The organism is Providencia burhodogranariea DSM 19968, assembly GCF_000314855.2.
In the GTDB taxonomy this organism is placed as follows: domain Bacteria; phylum Pseudomonadota; class Gammaproteobacteria; order Enterobacterales; family Enterobacteriaceae; genus Providencia; species Providencia burhodogranariea.
Genome location: NZ_KB233222.1, coordinates 1,144,947 through 1,166,302, shown reverse-complemented (window position 1 = coordinate 1,166,302; position 21,356 = coordinate 1,144,947). Strand labels below are relative to the sequence as shown.

17 protein-coding genes and 1 tRNA gene are annotated in these 21,356 nt (G+C 38.0%); 12 read left to right on the top strand and 6 right to left on the bottom strand.

Features of this window, described 5'->3' with window-relative positions:
• Positions 1–429: 429 nt before the first annotated feature.
• The gene (gene hns / locus OOA_RS04905) at positions 430–840 is read left to right on the top strand and encodes a histone-like nucleoid-structuring protein H-NS (RefSeq protein WP_008911023.1); all 411 of its coding nucleotides are present in this window, start codon (positions 430–432) and stop codon (positions 838–840) included.
• Positions 841–1,279: 439 nt separating this feature from the next.
• Here hns and galU read toward each other — a convergent pair whose 3' ends face one another.
• Together galU and rssB are read right to left on the bottom strand one after the other, a co-directional pair.
• Positions 1,280–2,200, bottom strand: a complete 921-nt coding sequence (gene galU / locus OOA_RS04900; protein ID WP_008911022.1) for a UTP--glucose-1-phosphate uridylyltransferase GalU — start codon at positions 2,198–2,200, stop codon at positions 1,280–1,282.
• A gap of 167 nt (positions 2,201–2,367) precedes the next feature.
• On the bottom strand, positions 2,368–3,378 hold the full coding sequence (gene rssB / locus OOA_RS04895) for a two-component system response regulator RssB (RefSeq protein WP_008911021.1): 1,011 nt from the start codon (positions 3,376–3,378) through the stop codon (positions 2,368–2,370).
• Positions 3,379–3,508: 130 nt separating this feature from the next.
• On the opposite strand from rssB, the gene OOA_RS04890 reads away from it, so the two are divergent.
• From OOA_RS04890 to OOA_RS04880, 3 genes are all read left to right on the top strand, one after another.
• Positions 3,509–3,988, top strand: coding sequence for a YchJ family protein (locus OOA_RS04890; protein WP_008911020.1), 480 nt, complete (start codon positions 3,509–3,511; stop codon positions 3,986–3,988).
• Positions 3,989–4,078: 90 nt separating this feature from the next.
• Entirely contained in the window at positions 4,079–4,927 is an 849-nt protein-coding gene (gene purU / locus OOA_RS04885; RefSeq protein ID WP_008911019.1) for a formyltetrahydrofolate deformylase, read from the top strand.
• A gap of 137 nt (positions 4,928–5,064) precedes the next feature.
• Positions 5,065–5,149 (top strand) — tRNA-Tyr (locus tag OOA_RS04880).
• A 1-nt stretch (position 5,150) separates the two neighbouring features.
• On the opposite strand, the gene OOA_RS21220 is transcribed toward OOA_RS04880, so the two are convergent.
• A complete protein-coding gene (locus OOA_RS21220; RefSeq protein ID WP_040690805.1) occupies positions 5,151–6,026 on the bottom strand; it encodes a LysR family transcriptional regulator in 876 nt (291 codons plus the stop codon).
• Between the two features lie 460 nt (positions 6,027–6,486).
• Between OOA_RS21220 and xthA the strand changes: the two genes are divergently transcribed.
• Positions 6,487–7,299, top strand: a complete 813-nt coding sequence (gene xthA, locus OOA_RS04870) for an exodeoxyribonuclease III (RefSeq protein ID WP_008911017.1) — start codon at positions 6,487–6,489, stop codon at positions 7,297–7,299.
• A gap of 326 nt (positions 7,300–7,625) precedes the next feature.
• Here the strand turns inward: xthA and OOA_RS04865 are convergent, their stop codons facing one another.
• Genes OOA_RS04865 through OOA_RS04855 form a run of 3 tightly spaced genes read right to left on the bottom strand, consistent with a single transcriptional unit; the run spans position 7,626 to position 11,164 of the window.
• A complete protein-coding gene (locus OOA_RS04865; protein WP_008911016.1) occupies positions 7,626–9,554 on the bottom strand; it encodes a DNA topoisomerase III in 1,929 nt (642 codons plus the stop codon).
• Between the two features lie 3 nt (positions 9,555–9,557).
• Positions 9,558–10,598 (bottom strand): selenide, water dikinase SelD, encoded by a 1,041-nt coding sequence (gene selD / locus OOA_RS04860; RefSeq protein ID WP_040690801.1) that lies wholly within the window; start codon positions 10,596–10,598, stop codon positions 9,558–9,560.
• 14 nt (positions 10,599–10,612) lie between these two features.
• On the bottom strand, positions 10,613–11,164 hold the full coding sequence (locus tag OOA_RS04855; RefSeq protein WP_008911014.1) for an NAD(P)H nitroreductase: 552 nt from the start codon (positions 11,162–11,164) through the stop codon (positions 10,613–10,615).
• Positions 11,165–11,482: 318 nt separating this feature from the next.
• Between OOA_RS04855 and sppA the strand changes: the two genes are divergently transcribed.
• The 7 genes from sppA to fhuB all read left to right on the top strand — a co-directional run bounded on the left by sppA (position 11,483) and on the right by fhuB (position 21,322).
• Complete coding sequence (sppA, locus tag OOA_RS04850) at positions 11,483–13,339, top strand: signal peptide peptidase SppA (protein WP_008911013.1); 1,857 nt, start codon at positions 11,483–11,485, stop codon at positions 13,337–13,339.
• Positions 13,340–13,665: 326 nt separating this feature from the next.
• The gene (gene ansA, locus OOA_RS04845; RefSeq protein WP_008911012.1) at positions 13,666–14,685 is read left to right on the top strand and encodes an asparaginase; all 1,020 of its coding nucleotides are present in this window, start codon (positions 13,666–13,668) and stop codon (positions 14,683–14,685) included.
• On the top strand, positions 14,672–15,328 hold the full coding sequence (pncA, locus tag OOA_RS04840) for a bifunctional nicotinamidase/pyrazinamidase (RefSeq protein ID WP_008911011.1): 657 nt from the start codon (positions 14,672–14,674) through the stop codon (positions 15,326–15,328). Before ansA ends, pncA begins: the two co-directional genes overlap by 14 nt.
• A gap of 205 nt (positions 15,329–15,533) precedes the next feature.
• Positions 15,534–17,609: a TonB-dependent siderophore receptor gene (locus OOA_RS04835; RefSeq protein ID WP_008911010.1), complete on the top strand. Its 2,076-nt coding sequence runs from the start codon at positions 15,534–15,536 to the stop codon at positions 17,607–17,609.
• Positions 17,610–17,659: 50 nt separating this feature from the next.
• The gene (locus OOA_RS04830; protein ID WP_008911009.1) at positions 17,660–18,442 is read left to right on the top strand and encodes an ABC transporter ATP-binding protein; all 783 of its coding nucleotides are present in this window, start codon (positions 17,660–17,662) and stop codon (positions 18,440–18,442) included.
• Entirely contained in the window at positions 18,433–19,365 is a 933-nt protein-coding gene (locus OOA_RS04825; RefSeq protein ID WP_008911008.1) for an ABC transporter substrate-binding protein, read from the top strand. Before OOA_RS04830 ends, OOA_RS04825 begins: the two co-directional genes overlap by 10 nt.
• Positions 19,355–21,322 (top strand): Fe(3+)-hydroxamate ABC transporter permease FhuB, encoded by a 1,968-nt coding sequence (gene fhuB / locus OOA_RS04820; RefSeq protein ID WP_008911007.1) that lies wholly within the window; start codon positions 19,355–19,357, stop codon positions 21,320–21,322. The genes OOA_RS04825 and fhuB overlap by 11 nt, the downstream gene beginning before the upstream one ends.
• Positions 21,323–21,356: the final 34 nt, after the last annotated feature.

The following is a 21,356-nucleotide window of genomic DNA, read 5'->3' as shown; positions in this document are numbered from 1 at the left end:
AACTAAATTTATGCTGACAGTGATTGTTAGATTTACTTTCAGGATAGCTAAAATAACGAACTATCATTTACTAAAATATATTGTTATCTTTTCACACATATAGCTAATTTACTGTATCAAAAAAAGAAAATTTACGTTTAAGTTACCGAGTTTGACTTCTTATGGCTAATAAGACGACGTTTTCCTACCTTACTTATCCAATTATAATCCAAAAAATTTGGCCTAATTGGAACTGATTTTTCATTATTTTGGATATTGATAATAGTGATATATATATATTAGAGAAAAGTTAATATTTCTTTTGTAAAAAAATTGCATTCGGTAAAGATAACTTTTAAACTAATAGTGTAATTTAGCTATTGCAGAAAATAAAATAGCATTCTATTATTACTGTACACAGGCCAACAATTAAATTTGAGACCAGGAAAAATGAGCGAATCTTTAAAAGCATTAAATAACATCCGTACTCTTCGCGCTCAAGCGAGAGAAGTTTCTTTAGAATCTTTAGAAGAAATGTTAGAAAAATTAACTGTCGTTGTTGATGAACGTCGTGAAGAAGAAAGCCAAGTTCGCGCAGAATTAGAAGAACGTAACCGTAAATTGGAAAAAGTTCGTGAAATGATTCTGGAACAAGGTGTAGATCTAAACGAACTTCTACAAACAATGGATTCAGGTAAAAGCACAAGTGCTCGCGCTAAACGTGCAGCACGTCCTGCTAAATATAAATATATTGATGAAAATGGCGAAGCTAAAACTTGGACTGGCCAGGGTCGTACCCCAGCAGTAATCAAAGTTGCCGTTGAAGAACAAGGTAAATCTTTAGATGATTTCTTGATCTAAGATTCTATAATTTATTCAAAAACACTCTTTTTTAAGAGTGTTTTTTTTACCCAAACTTTAACTTTTATGATTTTTGACAATATTATCATTCATTGAACGCTTAATATCTTTTACTCACTGCACTTAATTTGTTCCTTTTTATGAGTATTTAAGCTTCTTAATGCTCATTTTGCCCAATGAATACTGCCTGTTATTTAGATTTATATCCAATTTTAAAGTAAAGTTATGTAATCTAAATCCATTTATTTTTGGGATTTGACTGAATAATGACGTTTCCGTTTACTCAAAACTTATGATTTATTTAATTTTAAAATGTGTAAGTGAGATCAAATATTAATTTACATTAGTTGATGTTTAATAATTGAATAGCCCTATGAAATACAAAAAAAGCTAACTTTTATAGTGTTAGCTTTTATTAACTATCATAAGAAAAAACAGTTTATTTAGAGCCATTCAATTCTGTAGATAGATTTTTTATCCACTGGGAAAAATCTTCACCCAATGTTTCGTGCTGTAAGCCATATTCAACGAAAGCTTTCATATAACCTAATTTATTACCACAGTCATGACTTCTGCCACGCAAGTGATATGCTTCTACTGGCTCATTATTTTCCATCATGATAGTAATAGCATCAGTTAATTGAATTTCATCGCCTGCACCAGGAGCAGTTTTTGCCAATGTATCCCAAATTTTTTCAGATAATACATAGCGACCAACAATAGAAAGATTAGATGGTGCTTCCTCTTTCTTTGGTTTTTCGACCATCCTAATGATTGGTTTACTTTCACCTGGTTGTAAAATCACACCATCGCAATCGACAATACCATAATTTGATACATCATCTTCTGGAACAGGCTCGACTAATATCTGACTTGCACCCGTTTCTTCAAAATGATCTAGCATTTCGCTCAAATTAAATTTCGTTAAATCGGTACTATAATGATCCAAAATTACGTCAGGTAAAACAACAACAAAAGGCTCATTACCCACAAGCGGTTTAGCGCATAAAATGGCATGTCCTAGCCCTTTCGCTATTCCTTGACGTGTTTGCATAATAGTCACGTGACTTGGACAAATAGATTGAACCTCGTCCAGTAATTGACGTTTAACACGTGCTTCTAAAATAGCTTCAAGCTCAAAGCTTGTATCGAAATGGTTTTCAATCGAGTTTTTTGATGAATGAGTTACCAATACAATTTCATTTATTCCAGCAGCAATACACTCATTAACAACATATTGAATTAATGGTTTATCAACTAACGGTAACATCTCTTTTGGAATAGCTTTAGTTGCTGGTAACATACGCGTACCAAGACCTGCAACAGGGATTACCGCTTTGCGTACTTTTCTATTTGTCATATTAGCCATAAGTCCAGAATTCTCCTAAGTACCTTATACAAAAATAACTAACAAAGAAGGCACATTTTAAGTGGCGGGAAGTATAGCAGGAATAATTCAAGGATAAATAGTACGACGCACAAATTAGCCTAAATTATTACTTTTAACGGATTAAATTTAAACGATATTTATACTTCTGGATTAAACATCAATTTTATCTTTTGATGGTTATTCCAAATTCGACATTGCCAAAAGGCTCCTCTAATATCTAGGTGGTTTGAAGGATGATGCTTTAGCGTACCTAATGGAATACTTCTGGATAGACTATATTGAGCATTTTCAGTTGCAACCTCAGCTTCAAGCCCTGCACTCGCTAAAATAATCGCTTTATTTTGCGTATTAAAATAGCCTAACAATATCGGATATTGACCGGTAAAACCGGAATCCTCTAACAAATAATTTATTTGATTAATTACCTTATCAATATTAGGTAGCTTTTTATCAGGAAAACTAACTGCATTTTTTAATAAATTATTGAATACCACTCTAATCAAAAAAGCGGCCATAACCCCTTCTTGTGGGGAACGTTCTATATCAATACAGTAAAAACCAATTTGGCTATCTGATATAGGTGCTAAATCAATAACCAATCCAAATTTATTAATTTCATTTAATTGGCGATAATTAACTCGATACCCATTGATACTTTGGTTAACTGGAGGTTGTAGTTGTTTTAGCACCGATGTGATATCCAAATTATTATAATCTAACAACGGCGATACATGCTCTACTTCATGATGTATTAAGGTTTCTACATCATACTGTTCAGGATAAAGATTCGCGTGTATGGTGACTTTTAATTCATCTAAGTTTTTAATGGGCTTCAGTAAAGCATCTTTTGCTCCTAGCCTAAACATTCGGTCAAATTGAGTAAAATCAGTTGTTGCAGATATAACAATAACTGGAATATTGATATTCTTCGCAACAAGTTGCTCCATAAAAGCTTCACCACTCATTATGGGCATATTAAGGTCACATAAAATCACATCGGGTTTAAGTTTCTCAACGGTCAGCTGTTCTAGTGCACTTTGCCCATTATCTGCGACAAGAACTTGCATACCTTGTGATTCCAAGTACCCTTCTAGCATTGAACGAAAAATTTTTTCATCTTCAACAATGAGTATCTTTTTATTTTTCATATTTAACCTGCTTGTCGCGATAATCTGATAATTACTACCAATACTATTATTCATATGACAAAATGATTTTACTTTCATTTTTAAAGTATAGTTATTTTTACAATTTATACTTATTTTTATAGAGAGAAAAATGGAACAATCTCTAAACAACTCGTGTTTTTGTGGTAACCATCAACCATTCGATGAATGTTGTTACCCATATCTTACCCATCAAGCTATTCCTCAGACGCCTGAGCAGCTTATGCGCTCTCGGTACAGTGCCTATGTCACAAAAAACGCTGATTATCTCATTGCAACGTGGCACCCTGATTGCCATGCCCAAGAGTGGCGTGAAGAACTACTTAACAGTTTCACACAAACAAAATGGATCTCTCTTCGTATTATTAGTTCTTCTTATGCTAAAAATAAGGAGGAAGGATATGTCGAATTTTCAACTTGCTTTATTGATGAAAAAGCTGATCATAAACAGCTTATTCATGAACGTTCCCGTTTTATTCGCATTGAAAAACATTGGTATTATATCGATGGCATCACACCTAAAACGGGTCGAAATGATCTATGTCCATGTGGTTCCGGTAAGAAATTTAAAAAATGCTGTCATAGTCGTTAGCAATTATGTTTTACCAACCACAACGGAAATGCACAATGTATCGCTTGCCTATTTATTGGCTTTTGTATTAGTTAAGGATCAGACAGTTTCATGCAACAAAAAAATGTACAGAAAAAAATCCTCCGCACTATCTGCCCAGATGCTAAAGGATTAATCGCAAAAATCACCAATATTTGTTACAAGCATCAACTCAATATTGTCCAAAATAATGAATTTGTTGATCATCGTACTGGCCGCTTCTTTATGAGAACTGAACTTGAAGGGATTTTTAATGATGAGACCTTACTCGCAGATCTCGATGACGCCTTACCAGTGGGATCTAAGCGTGAATTAAACTCTTCAGGTCGCCGCCGTATTGTGGTGATGGTTACAAAAGAGGCTCATTGTTTAGGCGACCTACTCATGAAAAGCGCATATGATGGCTTAGATGTGGAAATTGCTGCTGTTATTGGCAATCATGACACGTTGAAAAATCTCGTCGAACAATTTGGTATCCCTTTTCATCATATTAGTCATGAAGGCCTAACTAGAGAACAACATGATGAAAAAATGACAACACAAATAGACCTTTATCAACCTGACTATGTTGTACTTGCGAAATATATGCGTGTTCTTACCCCTGAATTCGTACAACGTTATCCGAATCAAATAATTAATATCCACCATTCCTTCTTACCTGCATTCATTGGTGCCCGTCCATATCACCAGGCATATGAACGGGGAGTTAAGATCATTGGCGCTACAGCTCACTTTGTTAATGATAATCTTGATGAAGGGCCAATTATTACGCAAAACGTGATTAATATAGATCATACCTTCACAGCAGACGATATGATGCGAGCTGGCCGTGATGTAGAAAAAAATGTGCTCAGTCATGCACTTTTCTGGGTTTTAGCCCAGCGAGTGTTTGTTTACGGAAATCGGACTATCATCCTGTAATATTGATATTTGCTGCTTAAGCATTCATTGAGCATAAAAAAACAGCATTTAAACATTTTTTAAAAATTAATACTTTACAGCGGCGTGTCATTTGGTATTATGCCGCCGCTGCCAACGAATACGGCAACTCAAAATCTGGTGGGATACCCAAGCGGCCAAAGGGAGCAGACTGTAAATCTGCCGTCACAGACTTCGAAGGTTCGAATCCTTCTCCCACCACCATTCAAACCTTACTCTCATCCAGAGTATCAATAACGTTAGTAAATCGGTTTAGCACACTTGAGTGTGACTTTGACTTATAAATATAACAACAACAACTATCTATAATCGAATCCAACGGAATATAACTTAGTGATTTATTGTTAAGATCATTTTCTGGATAATAATCAATTATACCTATAAAATCACCAACCTGAAGAAAGCTTTGACAGCTACCAATGTTATCCATTTGCCTTATACTTGCTTTATTTCCATCCAATTCGGTTTTATCTAACAACTCACTCATCAAGCTACTTTTATAAAATGCAGGATTACATAACCATGTGCAACTTCTCAATAAATTCATAATATTATTCCCATACTTTTCATACAGTTCACTTCGACAATAAATACCTAACGAAGTGTTTTTTATTTTTCTTTGCAATGAAAACCGTTCACTAATTACTGGTTGCGAACTTAATATAACCGTATTCCCATCATAATCGAAAATTTCATCAACCTCCTCATAATTAAATCTCAATATATTAATTTGAACATTATTTTTATTAGCAGCTTGATACAAATTAATAAGAAACTTTTCCTTACCCCAGTCATAATAAATATTTGCTTCATTGACAATATAACCAGTGAAGTGTTTTTTTGTTATTTCCTTCTCTTGTAAATAAAGATCACGTAGATCATTATATAACTCCTGACCATCTTTGGTTAATGTCATACCAAATTTTTCCCTTTTAAATAACCTCTTACCCAAGCTTGTTTCGAAATCTTTAATCGACTTAGCAATAGGCGGTGTCGTTCGATTCATCACCCTTGCAGCCTTGCTTAATGAGCCATTTTCAACAACTGCCATAAATGCCTCTAATTTTTTTGAAAAGAACATATCTATGACCCCATTCTGTTTATTAATACGCATAATTCAACGCAACTCTCTATTAAAACAACACGTTGAATAACCCATTATTTGACATCTTAGATGAAAAAATTCAATTTAATACTTCATTGAATGAGTAACAATATTTCATAAAAGTATTTTTATAATTTCCATCAAGGCAAAGCAATATATTATACTGTTTCATTTCATTATTTTTTATGGGTTGACTATTAAATCACATTAAATATAAATCACCAATTGGAAATAGACGAACATATTTTTCATTAATTGTATAACTAATAATCTTATTTAATTTTAAATTTATAATATTAATATTATAATTAAATATGGAAATATTTATGTTTCATAATTAATTCATTATTTAAATAGTTATTTAATAGTTACAGTTTACGCATCATCTGTTAGAATCAACTAATACATAAAAATATCTAACAGGTGATAAAAGACCATGAAATTTATCTCTTTCAACATTAATGGCCTCAGAGCTCGTCCACACCAATTGGCTGCGATCATTGATAAGCATCAACCTGAGGTAATAGGCTTACAGGAGACTAAGGTTCATGACGATATGTTCCCTTATGATGACGTCAGCAAACTGGGATATCACGTATTTTATCACGGTCAAAAGGCTCACTATGGCGTCGCACTACTCACAAAAAATAAACCTATTGCTGTTCGAAAAGGCTTTCCTACAGATGCTGATGATGCTCAACGTCGTATTATCATGGCAGACATTGAAACCAATAATGGCCCGTTAACTGTTGTAAATGGTTATTTCCCTCAAGGTGAAAGCCGCGACCATCCGACTAAATTTCCAGCAAAAGAAAAATTTTATCAAGACTTGCAGAATTATATAACATCAACGCAAACACCTGAGTCACAGCTACTAATTATGGGCGATATGAATATTAGCCATACTGATCTCGACATTGGTATTGGTGAAATCAATCGTAAACGTTGGTTAAAAACGGGTAAATGCTCATTTTTACCTGAAGAGCGTGAATGGATGGAAACGCTGTTAAATTGGGGATTAATCGACACCTATCGCACAATGAATCCTGATATCTCTGATTGTTATTCATGGTTTGACTATCGTTCAAAAGGATTTGATGACAATCGAGGTCTACGAATCGATTTACTCTTAGCTTCTAAGCCACTTTCTAACCGTTGTATAGCAACGGGTATTGATTATGAAATACGAGGTATGGAGAAGCCGTCAGACCATGCACCAGTTTGGGCTGAGTTTGATTTAACCAAGTAATAAGTCGCCTCTCGCGTTGTCAGTATAAAAGATATTTTATTATTATTGAGTAATTCTACAAAAATAATGCAGCGTGACATGTCACACTGCATTATAAAAAACACTTAAATTGGCCGATGTTTGTCGTTGTTATCTTTGAATATGTTTAGCCCGTACTTATTGCCAAATCCAAATCTAATGCATTGATATTATTATACTTAATGACTAGGTACGGTTATACTCTTTTTCTTATTCACGCTTTTTCGGTAATAAATATTGGAAAACGTTAGAACCATTCACTTAATTATTATAAGCAAATAATACTTTTTCCATCTTCCATTATTTTATCATTCATCACCTTTTTTCGATTTTTTCATCGGCTTCGCTGGTTTTTTGTTACCTTTATTTTTTGTTACAGGAGGCAGTTCACGGAAGGCTTTGAGATTCGTAAACTGACGGGCTTGATGTATAAGCTTCATCAGTGTTGAACTCAATGGATTCATAAAGTCATCATAACGGGTCTGCTTCTCACTAATTTGAGTCAATATAGACTCCCAATGCGCAGTCATATCCGGTAATGTTGCCATATCTGGAAGTACGTGGATTAACGCTCTTCCTGCTGGAGAAGAATGAATATATCGACCTTTTTTAAATAGAAATTGGCGCTTAAACAATAAGTCGATAATACCCGCACGAGTTGCTTCCGTACCTAATCCATCGGTTTCTCGCAATACTTTTTTTAATGCTTTATCTTGCACGAATCGAGCAATTCCAGTCATTGCAGATAACAACGTTGCATCCGTAAAAGGCCTTGGTGGTTGAGTCTGTTTCTCAATAACTTCACCTTTCTCACACAATAGCTCATCCCCTTTAGCTACAATAGGTAAAGGAGTTCCATCATTCTCTGCATCACGTTCTTTACTGCCCAAAACTACACGCCAACCTGCTTCAGCTAAAAAGCGTGCTTTCGCTGTAAATTTACCGTTCTCAATTTCAAGGTCGATAGTACATTTACGGTACACCGCATCCGACATAAATTGGATAATATATTGCCGCGCAATTAGTTGATAAACATTAGCTTCATGTTCAGTGAGTTTAACTGATACCGCTTTCGCCGTTGGAATGATTGCATGGTGAGCATCGACTTTTTTATCATCCCAACAGCGATTTTTTTTATCGAGTTCCGGTAGTTCAAATTTTGTTAATTCAGGCTGATGGACAGAAATTGCATTTAGCACTGAATGACGGCCAGCGAAATGTTCATCAGGCAGATAACGGCTATCCGAACGTGGATAAGTAATCAGCTTATGAGTTTCATACAAACGCTGGCAGATATCTAAAATCTCTTGAGCGCTCAAACCATATTTCTTTGACGCTTCAATCTGCAATGCCGAAAGTGAAAATGGCAACGGGGCTATTTCAGATTCACGTTTATCTTGATACTGGGTGACAAATGCAGGTTTTCCGGTAATACGCGATACAACATGATCAGCTAAAGGTCGGTGGAACAAACGGCCTTCTTCATCTTGATAATCAACACAAGATTCACTCGGCTGCCAGATAGCCACAAATCGTTCATCTTGTGGCGTCACAATATGCGCCTTAACCTCGAAATAGTCTTTAGGGATAAAGTTTTCAATGTCTTCATCACGACGTACAACCAGACCAAGCACAGGGGTTTGTACTCTCCCAACAGAAAGTACACCTTGATAACCACCGCGTTGACCAAGCAAGGTGTAGGCTCTAGTCATATTAATACCATATAACCAGTCAGCTCTAGCTCGAGCCAGAGCTGAAACACATAATGGAATAAATTCGCGATTTTCGCGTAGCCTATCAATTGCTCTTTCAACAGCTTGAGGGTTGAGGTCATTGATTAAACAGCGCTTAACTTGCTTTCTTTTTTCTCCGGCAAGATCCAAGTAATCTAATACTTCATCCACCAGCAATTGCCCTTCTCTATCAGGGTCTCCGGCATGCACAACTACCGTCGCCTGTTTTAGAAGAGCTCCTATCGTTTTAAGCTGTTTGGTTACTGAGGAACGCGGTTTTAACAACCATTTTTCTGGAATAATGGGTAAATCTTGCAAATTCCAACGCGCATAGCGTGGTTCATAAGCATCTGGTTCAGCTTGCTCCAATAAGTGCCCTATACACCAAGTGACCATTTGGTCGTCACCACACTGGATAAAACCATCCCCCCGTTTATGAGGTTTAGGAAGTACATCCGCAATTGCCCGCGCAAGGCTAGGCTTTTCCGCAATAAACAAACGCATGAATTAATCTATCACTTCAATTAAAGGTACATTGTCCCGATGGGGTAATAATTTCCCGATAGACTGTAACAAAACACCTTGCTGCTGTGCAATGTCTTTAATTTTGGCTATTTCAGAAGGTTCGACTGCAATTAACAATCCACCCGATGTTTGTGGGTCACATAACAAATTACGTTGGGCATCTGTCATAGGACCAATAAGATGTCCATAACTATCAAAGTTACGTTGCGTTCCACCCGGTACACAACCTGCTTCAATATAGCTCTCGACATTATCTAATTTTGGAATTTGACTAAAACGAATTTCAGCACGAACATTAGAACCTTGGCAAATCTCACTTAAATGACCAAGCAAACCAAATCCTGTCACATCAGTCATGGCTGTCACACCATCTAATGGCGCAACAACTGCCCCTAATTTATTCAATTGACACATGGTTTCTGTTGCTAAATTTTGGTGTTCAACTGCTAAAACTCCTTTTTTCTCAGCGGTCGTCAGTACACCTATTCCCAGAGGCTTAGTCAGGAATAGTTCACAACCTGCGGTTGCTGCGCTGTTTTTCTTCACAAATTCAGTATTCACTACGCCCGTTACAGCTAAACCAAAAATAGGCTCTGGCGCGTCAATTGAATGACCACCCGCTAAAGATATTCCAGCATCAGCACAAGCAGCTCGACCACCTTCGATGACTTCTCTTGCAACTTCAGGCGGTAATTTAGCAATTGGCCAACCTAAAATTGCAATCGCCATTATAGGTTTACCACCCATCGCAAAAATATCACTAATTGCATTTGTTGCAGCAATCCGGCCAAACTCATAAGGGGAATCGACGATTGGCATAAAAAAATCAGTTGTGCTGATGATGCCAATACCATTACCTAAATCATATACTGCTGCATCATCTTTCGTTTCATTGCCGACTAACAAATGAGGATCTTGGAACTTTGCTTGCTCAGTATGAAGTATTTGTTCCAACACTTTCGGTGCAATTTTACAACCACAACCCGCACCATGGCTATACTGCGTAAGTCTAATTTTTTCCATTATTATCAACCCTCTTAAAAATGAGAAACAAAGTCTTGCATGTCTGGAATTTGTATCTTAGCTGGTGCCTTTAATTCAGGAGTCCCCAAATACAAAAATCCAACGATATGGTCAGTTGGTGCGCAGCCTAATCCCTCGCGAACGACTGCATCTTCTGTCCAAGAACCAGAACGCCATATCCCACTATAGCCTTGTGCTACAGCTGCCATTTGCATCGCTTGCACTGTACAACCAGCTGCAATAATTTGTTCCCATTCAGGAATTTTTGGATGATCTTGAGTTTTTGCAATAACGGTAATAATCAACGGTGCTCGAAATGGTGCATTACGTGCTTTTTCTTCAACCTCAGATCCCAACTTACTTTCCTTTGCCGCTCTCTCAAGGAGTTGACTAAAGCGATTTAGCCCCTCATCTTGCATAACAATAAAATGCCAAGGGCGTAAAGCACCGTGGTCAGGAGCTCGCATACCAGCCGCTAGAATATTTTGTAACTCATCTTGTTGAGGTGCTGGTGTTGTTAGCCGTGAAGCTGAACGGCGGGTCAATAAAAGGGTTAAAGCATCCATATTCATCTCCGATTCAGATTAAACTGATATAATAGTGATTCAAACAAGCAATTATAGCCATGCTCATTTACGCTCACATTCACTTTTGGTTTTGTGATTGTGAATTCACTTAGGCTGATTACCATCTTCTTAGCTAAGTGAACTATGGTTAGATAAATTAATTGATTGAATTATATCATTTGTATGTATTGAAAAATATAATCACGGCATTGTACAACGCCCTTAACCGTTTTGTTATGAATAAAAATGCCATTCATTAGCAGACAACTGTTTTTATTTCATTAAGATAGAAGTGCAAATTCGTGTCTCGGAGAGATTATGCGTCAAATATGGGAGATTATCGCCACTGTATTTAAGTTTAGCTGGCGAATACTAAATTTTATTCGGGAACTGGTTTTTAATACCATTTTCCTTGTGTTGTGCTTTTTAGTTATTGGTTCGATAGCCCTCTATCAATCAGAATCTAAACCAGATCAAAATTATTTTGGTGCACTTTATGTTGATTTGCAGGGTGTCATTGTTGACCAAGTTTCATCGCCTGATCCTTTAGGCCGAATGAGCCGTGAATTATTAGGTTCATCAAGCAATCGTATGCAAGAAAACTCACTGTTTGATATTGTCGATACAATTCGCAGTGCAGCGTCTGATGATCGCATTACGGGTATGGTACTCCGTTTAGATAATCTTGTTGGGGCAGATCAGCCTTCTCTTAACTTCATTGGTAAAGCCATCACACAATTTAAAGAATCAGGCAAACCTATCTATGCTGTTGGTGATAGCTTTACTCAGGGGCAATATTATTTAGCTAGCTATGCTGACAATATATTCCTTTCTCCCCAAGGCATGGTCGAGATACGCGGCTTCTCAACAAATACCCTCTACTATAAATCGCTACTAGAAAAGCTTAAAGTTAGCAGCCATATTTTCCGTGTGGGTACTTATAAATCTGCGGTAGAGCCATTGATGCGTGACAACATGTCACCTGAAGCACGCGAAGCGAGCAAACAGTGGTTAGGAACGCTATGGAATAACTACTTAGGTACATTGGCTAAAAACCGCAATACAACTGTAGACAGTATTTTCCCCGGTACAGCGACCTTACTTACCAAGTTGCGTGCAGCGGGTGGCGATAGTGCACAGTATGCGTTAAATCAGAAATTGGTTGATAAGGTTTACACGCGTGAGCAAGCCGAAGATGTACTGAAAAAGCATTTTGGTTGGAATGAATCTGATAAACATTTCAATTATATCAGCATCTATGATTACTCAAGTAAGTTAACAAACTTAGGAACTGAGACAGCAGGTAATATCGCGGTAATTGTCGTTCAAGGTGCCATTATGGATGGCCCACAAACGCCTGGAATTGCAGGTAGTGACCTTATCTCATCACAAATTCGTGAAGCTCGGCTCAATGAAAACATTAAAGCCATTATATTGCGGGTAAATAGTCCTGGTGGTAGTGTCACCGCCTCTGAACTCATCCGTAATGAATTAGCTTCTGCGCGTGCAGCGGGTAAGCCTATTATCGTTTCAATGGGTGGCATGGCCGCATCAGGTGGCTATTGGGTATCAACACCTGCTGATTATATTATTGCTAGTCCAAGTACATTAACGGGTTCTATTGGCATCTTTGGTGTCATTAACACCTTTGAAAATGTGCTTGATTCAATCGGTGTCTATACTGATGGAGTTTCAACAACCCCTCTTGCCGATGTTTCTGCCACAAAAGGTATTAGCCCTGAGTTCTCCGATATGATGCAAATCACCATCGAAAATGGCTATAAAACTTTTGTTGGGCTAGTGGCCAAATCACGTAATAAGACTCCAGCTGAAATTGATAAAATCGCACAGGGCCGTGTATGGATTGGTAGTGATGCTAAAAAAATCGGATTAGTTGACCAACTCGGTGATTTTGATGATGCCGTCAACAAAGCTACAGAATTAGCTAAGCTTGATAATGTCGAGCTAGATTGGATGCAACCTGAGCTAACATTTATGGATCAGCTTATATTAGAATTAAGCAGCAGTGCTCAAGCTGTTATGCCAGATGCGTTACAAGTATTTTTACCACAATCAATCGCAACAGATATCCGCCAGCAGGCACAATTCTTCTTGAAGATGAATGATCCTCAAAGTCGCTATGCATTCTGTTTAAATTGTGCGGAAATTAATTAGTACTTCGTTTTTTATTAATAAAATAGAAGACAACATTATATCTATCCAAAACCCAGATCATATAACTTACCTATATGGTTTGGGTAATCGACTTTTTTACATCAGCATCAACGACAATTTGGCGTATAATAATTACAGCGCTCCTTAGGGAATTTATCCATCCTATTCACTAACAACCACATTTTTCCGCTGCACAATAGCGTTTTAGCAGTAGATAACCATCATTAAATAAGTCAATATTGCTATATCTTGGAATAGAGAAAATGATAACAACTCTTATTCACACCATTTGTTAAGCATATACTCAGTAAAAGCTAGGTAGATAAATGCAAAGGAAATCGATTTATGTTGTGTATACCGGTGGCACCATTGGTATGCGCCACTCAGCACAAGGCTATATCCCAGTATCAGGCCACCTTCAATCCCAATTGGCTAAAATGCCTGAATTTCATCGCCCTGAAATGCCTAAGTTTACAATAAAAGAGCATCTGCCTTTAATTGACTCTTCCGATATTACACCTGAAGATTGGCAAAATATTGCAGATGATATCAATGATAATTACGATAGCTATGATGGCTTTGTGATCTTGCATGGTACTGACACCATGGCTTATACAGCGTCTGCATTATCATTCATGCTAGAAAACTTGAGAAAACCAATTATTGTGACAGGGTCACAAATCCCCTTGGAAGCACTCCGTTCTGATGGACAAACTAACCTACTGAATGCACTGTACCTTGCAGCTAACTATCCTGTTAATGAAGTGGGTCTATTTTTTAATAATAAATTGTACAGAGGCAATCGTACTGTAAAAGCTCACGCGGATGGCTTTGATGCATTTACCTCACCCAATTGCCCACCGTTGATGGAAGCGGGTATTCATATTCGAGCTTTCAATACTTGCCCTACTCCTATTGGCGTTGGTCAATTTATCACTCACCGTATTACGCCTCAGCCAATTGGTGTGGTCATGTTATATCCAGGTCTCTCTATCGATATTGTGCGTAACATTTTACAACAGCCAGTAAAGGCCCTGATCTTGCGTTCTTATGGTGTCGGAAATGCACCACAACAACCGGAATTATTACGGATCCTCCATGATGCAACAAGCCGAGGTATTATTGTGGTAAATCTAACACAATGTATTTCTGGTCGAGTCAATATGGACGGTTATGCAACAGGCCATGCACTTGCCGAAGCTGGTGTTATCAGTGGATTTGATATGACATTTGAAGCCGCTTTGAGTAAATTACACTATTTACTCAGTCAAGATTACACTCAAGCACATGTGCGAGAATTAATGCAAAATAATCTTAGAGGCGAACTTAGCTATGCCGATGAATAACCAAAGTGAAGATACAATTAAATCCGCTTTACTATTAGTTGATCTACAAAATGATTTTTGTACTCATGGCGCCCTTGCGGTTAAAGAAAGTGAACTCGTGATCCAAGCTGCCAACAAAGCGATTGAATATTGCCAACAACAAAATATTCCAATTATTGCTAGCCAAGATTGGCATCCTGCTGAACATCTCAGTTTTGCTGTCAATTCGGGAACTCAAGTAGGCGATGTTGGCAAACTTAATGGCATTACCCAAGTTTGGTGGCCAGTCCATTGTGTACAAGGTGAAACTGGTGCAGATTTTCATCCTAGTTTAAATAGTAAAGCAATATCTGAGGTCTTTACTAAAGGTGAAAATCCTCAAGTTGATAGCTACAGTGCTTTTTTCGATAATGATAAAGTGAGTCAAACCCGTCTGCATGCTTGGTTACAAGAACAGCAAATCACTCAGCTATTTATAATGGGGATTGCAACTGATTATTGTGTAAAATTTACCGTATTAGATGCATTAAAGCTTGGCTATGAGGTTGATGTTCTTACTGATGGGTGCCGTGGCGTTAATTTATCTGCCATGGACAGCGAACTTGCTTTAGCAGAAATGTCACAACAAGGCGCAACATTATTGACTACTGATTCTTTACAATAAAAAATGACTACCTTGCCCTCTATAGCAAGGTATCACCTCAATTTTATTTGTCATCTTCGTTTCCCTCTTCTGACTTTTAAAGACCTCTATTAAAAATTCTGCTTATAACTATTTCTTACAAAAAAATGATAATTATTTATATTCACAATGCACATTATTGGTAATAATACTGATAGTTATTATCACTATTATTTAGGTTAAATTTGTGAAGAAAACACACCAATTTCGTTTACATCACGTTGCAATATGTACAGTTTCTGCATTATTTGTTCACAATCAAGCAATAGCTAATGAACAAAATAGTGATAAACATGATTCTCTGGTCGTTAGTGCCCAAGCATTAAAGGTTAATACAGCATTACAAGAAACACCTAAATCTGTTTCTATTATCACTCAGCAAGATTTAGAGTTGCATGCCCCGCAAAAAATTGACGAAGCACTCCGCTATACTTCCGGTGTTGTCGCACAACCTTATGGCGCAGACAACGATACAGATTGGTTTAAAGTACGTGGCTTTGATGCGGCAACTTATTTAGACAATAGCCGCTTATATCGTGATGGATACTACACATGGCTGCTTGAACCCTATGGGCTAGAGAGCATTGAAGTTGTTAAAGGTTCATCCGCAGTATTATTTGGCGAATCAACCCCTGGCGGTGCGGTCAATTTAGTGACTAAAAAACCCTCACCGAATGCTAAAAATGAGATCTATTTAGAAGCGGGTAATAATGATCATCAAGGATTAGGTTTCGACCTTTCTACTCAATCTGGTAATACAGATTCAGCTCGCTACCGTTTAGTGGGACTGATGAAAAAATCGGATGGTGAGTTAAAAGGGACAGATAACAAGCGAATCTATCTTGCGCCAAGTGCTGCCTTTGATCTTACTGATAGTACTATGCTAACGTTGATGGGAACTTATTTACATGACGATGGTACGCCGACTAACCCATTCTTTCCAGCAGCTGGCACATTGATCCACTCTCAATACGGTAAAATTAAGCCTTCAACTAATTTAGGTGAACCAGGTTACGACAAATACAAACGAACACAATTATCTGTTGGTTATTTATTAGAACATCAATTTAATACTGAGTGGCGCTTTGCTCAACGTGTTAATTATGGCTATAACGACCTCACTCTTCGCAGTGTATATGCTTACTTTAATAATGAACCAGCAAAGTTAGAGTTGGATCGAGGTATCGTATTCCGTGATGGTAAAAACCAAAGTTTTAGCTTTGATAATAATGTTGTTGGTGAATGGGATAGTGAACGATTTGAACACACATTATTAGCGGGTGTTGAATTTCAGTACCACCGCACCAAAGGTGACGAACAAGATACTTCTTTCGGCACGATTAATCCTTGGAACCCGATTTACGGTTATTATACGCCGCTGAATCCAGCAAATAATATCAATCGCACTATTGATAAAACTCAAACAAGTCTATATTCACAGTACCAAACTAAATTTGAGGGTAAATGGATTGGTGTCGCAGGTGCCCGTTATGACTGGGTCAAAACGGAAAATAAAACCCAGCAAAACGATCAAAATGAATCTCGTCGTGATGGTGAAATGAGCCTAAATGCAGGGTTAATGTATTTAGCCGATAACGGTGTTTCACCGTACTTGAATTACTCTCAATCTTTTGAAGTACAATCTACCATTGACCCAACGACAAAGCAGCTATATAAGCCGCTTAAAGGGGAACAGTTTGAAGCTGGGGTTAAATATACCCCCTACTTTATTGACGGCTACCTGAATGTTGCTTGGTTTGATATTGAACAAAAAAATGCGTTAGTCACCAATCCTACTACCTTTATTGCCAGCCAAACAGGTAAAGTGACCTCTCAAGGTATTGAAAGTGAAGTCTTTGCTAATTTAGCCGATAACTGGAGCGCTAAAGCAACTTACACCTATACTAATGCTCAAACTGATAATACAGGCGGCAAAGGGCGTAAGCAAGCCGGCATTATCCCTAAACACATGGCCACTGTATGGACTGATTATGAAATCCCAGTATTGGATAACCAATCCCTAAAATTAGGAACTGGTATCCGTTACTTTGGTCAATCAAAGGATAGTCCAGCAAGCAGTGATTTGACGGTGCCTAGTGCTACTTTATGGGATATGGCAGCGATTTATAAATTATCTAATAATTGGCAATTTCAGTTCAATATGAACAATATTCTCAATAAAGAATATATTGCATCATGTGATTACTGGTGCTATTACGGCCAATCTCGCTCTTTTGTTTTACAAACAAAATACTTTTGGTAATTTTAATTGGGCGTACACATTTTTAATGTACGCCCTTTGAGTCTCTATTTATGTTTCAATTATCGAATATAAAAATCATTCGCGATAATCGCACCATTTTAGCGATAGATTCGTTAGCCATTCCGACAACTGAATTAACTGTTGTACTGGGACATAATGGCTCTGGAAAATCAACTTTGGTTAATCTTCTTTCTGGGCAAATGGCACCAGATACCGGTACTGTCTGTTTGCAAGGAAAAGACCTTACCCAATATAAAACCAAGACACTGGCGCAAAAAATTGCCTACCTCCCTCAAAAGTTGCCTGCTTCTGCTGGCTTATCTGTCAGAGAATTGGTTCGCTTAGGTCGTTTCCCATGGCGTGGTACATTCGGTCGTTGGCAAGCTGAAGATGACGCAATTATCCAACAAGCAATCGACAAATCAGGCGTTGCTGAATTTGCTGATACCCTTGCCGATAACTTATCAGGTGGTGAACGCCAACGCGCTTGGGTTGCTATGTTGTTAGCCCAACAATCCCCTGTCTTGATATTAGACGAACCAACATCTGCGTTAGATATCCAGCATCAATACCAGCTAATGAAATTACTGAGTGAGTTAAATCAAGCGCATAAAATCGGCATTATTGTTATTCTTCATGACATTAACTTATCATTACGTTATGCAACTCACATTATTGCCCTTAAAAATGGTCAAATTGATTTCGAAGGCAACTCTTCGCTTCTACACAATGAATCACGCTTATCATCACTCTATGACACACCAATCAAATTAATATCACATCCCGATTATCCAGATTCTGATGCTCATAGGGTGGCTGTCGTATGCATTTGATTACAAATTGGTGGCGCTCACTATTATTATTCAGTGTATTTTGTTGCACTTTCGTGGGAAATGCCCAAACAATTTCGATTACTGATGGATTGGGCGAACAGCATTTCGCCGCTCCACCTAAACGCGTAGTAGCTCTCGATTGGGATCTTTTAGAGCAGTTATTAACGCTGAACATTGTCCCTGTGGGGGCAACTGAACTGAGTAGTTATCAGCAATGGGTAGTTGAACCTGCAATTCCCTCCTCCATAGAGGAAGTAGGGACACGAGCAGAACCTAACTTAGAAAAAATTTCTCAACTTCATCCTGACGTCATTATCGCGACTAGCTCTCAAGAAGACTTACTCCCCCTGCTACAAAAAATTGCACCCGTTGTCTACTTACCGAACTTTGGTCGTGAAGATAATGCAGGCGCTGTCACGATCGCCAATTTTAATACATTGGCTGAACTCTTTGAACGGACTGAGTTAGCGAAACAGTTTCTTAGTAATATGGATAAACGATTTACAGAGTTGAAAGCTAAACTCGCTATTGCATTTGACGAACAGCCTAGTGTTGCGGTAATCCGTTTTTCGAGTCTTAGTACGGTATTTCTCTATACCGATAATTCAACATTAAATTATGTGCTTGAACAACTAGGGTTAAAACCCGCAATATTATTACCTGCGCGCCCATGGGGAATCGAACAACAGCGTATAAATTCATTGCAATTCATTGATGATGGATATGTTTTGTATATCAAACCATTCGCAGATGAGAGCCAACTAGCAACTTCAATTTTATGGCAATCTATGCCTTTCGTTAAACAGAGGCATGTGAATAGTGTTCGCCCTGTTTGGAATTATGGTGGCGTATTCTCGCTACAATTGATGGCAGAAGCACTAACTGAAAGCTTATTACAAGTTGCCCCAAATCATGACCACTAAACATTATTTAATTCTGTTAATTACATTAGCGCTTTTAGCGTTATTCAATTTACAGCTAGAGCCTGGTTTAACGATGAGTCAACAATTACAGTTGGTGAAAGATCCCTCATCTGCCGATACATTTGCTGATTTTTTCTTTCTATTTGGGCAACTTCCTCGTTTGACCATGGCTTTACTGGTCGGAGCTACCTTTGGGTTGCTGGGTAGTTTAATGCAACAATTAACACAAAATAACCTTACATCACCACTCACACTAGGATCTTCATCAGGTGCTTGGCTTGCTTTAGTCATCATGAATATTTGGTTTAGTCATGATGCTGGGTTATATAGCACAATTGCAGCGATGGTGGGTGCGTTATTGGCATTTGGTTTGGTTATTTTAATTGCTGGCATTCGTAATATGACAGGCTTACCACTCGTTGTTTCTGGCATGGTGGTCAATATTCTGCTCGGTGCAATTGCCACCGCACTTATCACGTTGAACTCACAATTTGCACAAAATATTTTTATGTGGGGAGCAGGAAACTTAGCTCAGGATGGATGGAATAAAATCAATTGGCTCTTTCCATTGTTATTACCAATCCTCATTATTGTTTGCTTTGCTCCTCGTGTATTAACACTCCTTAAGCTAGGCCATGAAGGTGCTCAAGCTCGCGGATTAGCCGTTTTGCCTGTTTTTTTACTTTTCATTGTTTTAGCTACATGGTTAGTTGCAGTAACAATTACTAGCGTGGGCGTGATCAGTTTTATCGGTTTACTCGCACCGAACATTGTTCGTCGATTTGGGATACTTAGCGCACGCTCAGAATTAGTTGTGAGTGCAATTATGGGGGCTATTTTACTTCTTATTGCTGATAGCGGAGCTATTGTGCTCAGTAATTACTTAAATATTGTAGTTCCCACAGGTGTAATGACCGCAGCTATTGGTGCACCTCTATTAATTTGGTTTAGTCGCCGAGCACTAACAGCGCAAGATCAATTATCAATAGGGTTATTATCGACAACAAAAAATTTGTCTAAACCAAGTATTTCAGCGCTCGTATTATTCCTTATCCTCGGTATTGCAATATCACTTTTATTGCATACAAATGGCACAGATTACTACTGGGATATTCCTTCAAATTTTCAGTGGGACTTAAAGTGGCCACGAATTCTCACCGCTCTATTTGCAGGCTTAGCACTTAGCATCGCAGGGGCTCTATTACAACGAATTATTTATAATCCTCTGGCAAGTCCAGATATTTTAGGTGTCTCCTCAGGTGCTAGCGCCGCTTTAGTGCTCGCTAGCTTACTGTTAGGTAGCACTATACAAACCTCATTATGGGGAGTTGCACTTATTGGTAGTTTGCTGGTTCTCTCTTTACTACTAGTGCTTGGTAAACGCCAATCTTATGCCCCAGCTAGCTTAATCTTAACTGGTATCTGTTTAACAGCGACTCTTGAAGCTTTCGTTCAGTTCTTTCTCGCACAAGGTACGTTAAGCAGCTATCGCATACTACTATGGTTATCAGGCTCCACCTATCGAGTTGGCGGCCAACAAGCTATTATTTTTGCCATTGCCATCACTGTTTTGAGTATTCTAACTTTGTGTTTAACCCGCTGGTTAGTCTTACTTTCAGTGAGCCGTTCTTTTGCACAAGGTCGTGGGTTACATGCTCAAAAAGCCAATATTATGCTATTAGTTCTCGTCGCTTTACTCTGTGCTTTGGTGACATCAACTGTTGGGCCTATCGCATTTATTGGATTAGTGGCGCCTCATATGGCTTTTCTATTAGGCGCTAAAAAAGCTAAGCAGCAGCTTCTTATCGGGGGATTAATCGGCGCGACATTGATGCTTTGGGCTGATTGGCTTGGACAAACATTGATTTACCCTACACAAATCGCAGCGGGTATCTTTGTTGCCATTTTAGGAGGAGGATACTTCTTGATTTTGATGGCAACAAACAAAATGAAATAATTCCAGCTTAAATCCTCTCATTTCCTTTACTATG

Bases quoted from the DNA above. Each gene is read 5' to 3' on its own strand.
- OOA_RS04830 (WP_008911009.1), top strand. From the start codon at position 17,660: ATGTTTCAATTATCGAATATAAAAATCATTCGCGATAATCGCACCATT.
- selD (WP_040690801.1), bottom strand. From the start codon at position 10,598: ATGGAAAAAATTAGACTTACGCAGTATAGCCATGGTGCGGGTTGTGGT.
- sppA (WP_008911013.1), top strand. From the start codon at position 11,483: ATGCGTCAAATATGGGAGATTATCGCCACTGTATTTAAGTTTAGCTGG.
- xthA (WP_008911017.1), top strand. From the start codon at position 6,487: ATGAAATTTATCTCTTTCAACATTAATGGCCTCAGAGCTCGTCCACAC.
- OOA_RS04865 (WP_008911016.1), bottom strand. From the start codon at position 9,554: ATGCGTTTGTTTATTGCGGAAAAGCCTAGCCTTGCGCGGGCAATTGCG.
- ansA (WP_008911012.1), top strand. From the start codon at position 13,666: ATGCAAAGGAAATCGATTTATGTTGTGTATACCGGTGGCACCATTGGT.
- OOA_RS04825 (WP_008911008.1), top strand. From the start codon at position 18,433: ATGCATTTGATTACAAATTGGTGGCGCTCACTATTATTATTCAGTGTA.
- pncA (WP_008911011.1), top strand. From the start codon at position 14,672: ATGCCGATGAATAACCAAAGTGAAGATACAATTAAATCCGCTTTACTA.
- OOA_RS04855 (WP_008911014.1), bottom strand. From the start codon at position 11,164: ATGGATGCTTTAACCCTTTTATTGACCCGCCGTTCAGCTTCACGGCTA.
- purU (WP_008911019.1), top strand. From the start codon at position 4,079: ATGCAACAAAAAAATGTACAGAAAAAAATCCTCCGCACTATCTGCCCA.
- galU (WP_008911022.1), bottom strand. From the start codon at position 2,200: ATGACAAATAGAAAAGTACGCAAAGCGGTAATCCCTGTTGCAGGTCTT.
- OOA_RS04890 (WP_008911020.1), top strand. From the start codon at position 3,509: ATGGAACAATCTCTAAACAACTCGTGTTTTTGTGGTAACCATCAACCA.
- rssB (WP_008911021.1), bottom strand. From the start codon at position 3,378: ATGAAAAATAAAAAGATACTCATTGTTGAAGATGAAAAAATTTTTCGT.
- OOA_RS21220 (WP_040690805.1), bottom strand. From the start codon at position 6,026: ATGTTCTTTTCAAAAAAATTAGAGGCATTTATGGCAGTTGTTGAAAAT.
- hns (WP_008911023.1), top strand. From the start codon at position 430: ATGAGCGAATCTTTAAAAGCATTAAATAACATCCGTACTCTTCGCGCT.
- fhuB (WP_008911007.1), top strand. From the start codon at position 19,355: ATGACCACTAAACATTATTTAATTCTGTTAATTACATTAGCGCTTTTA.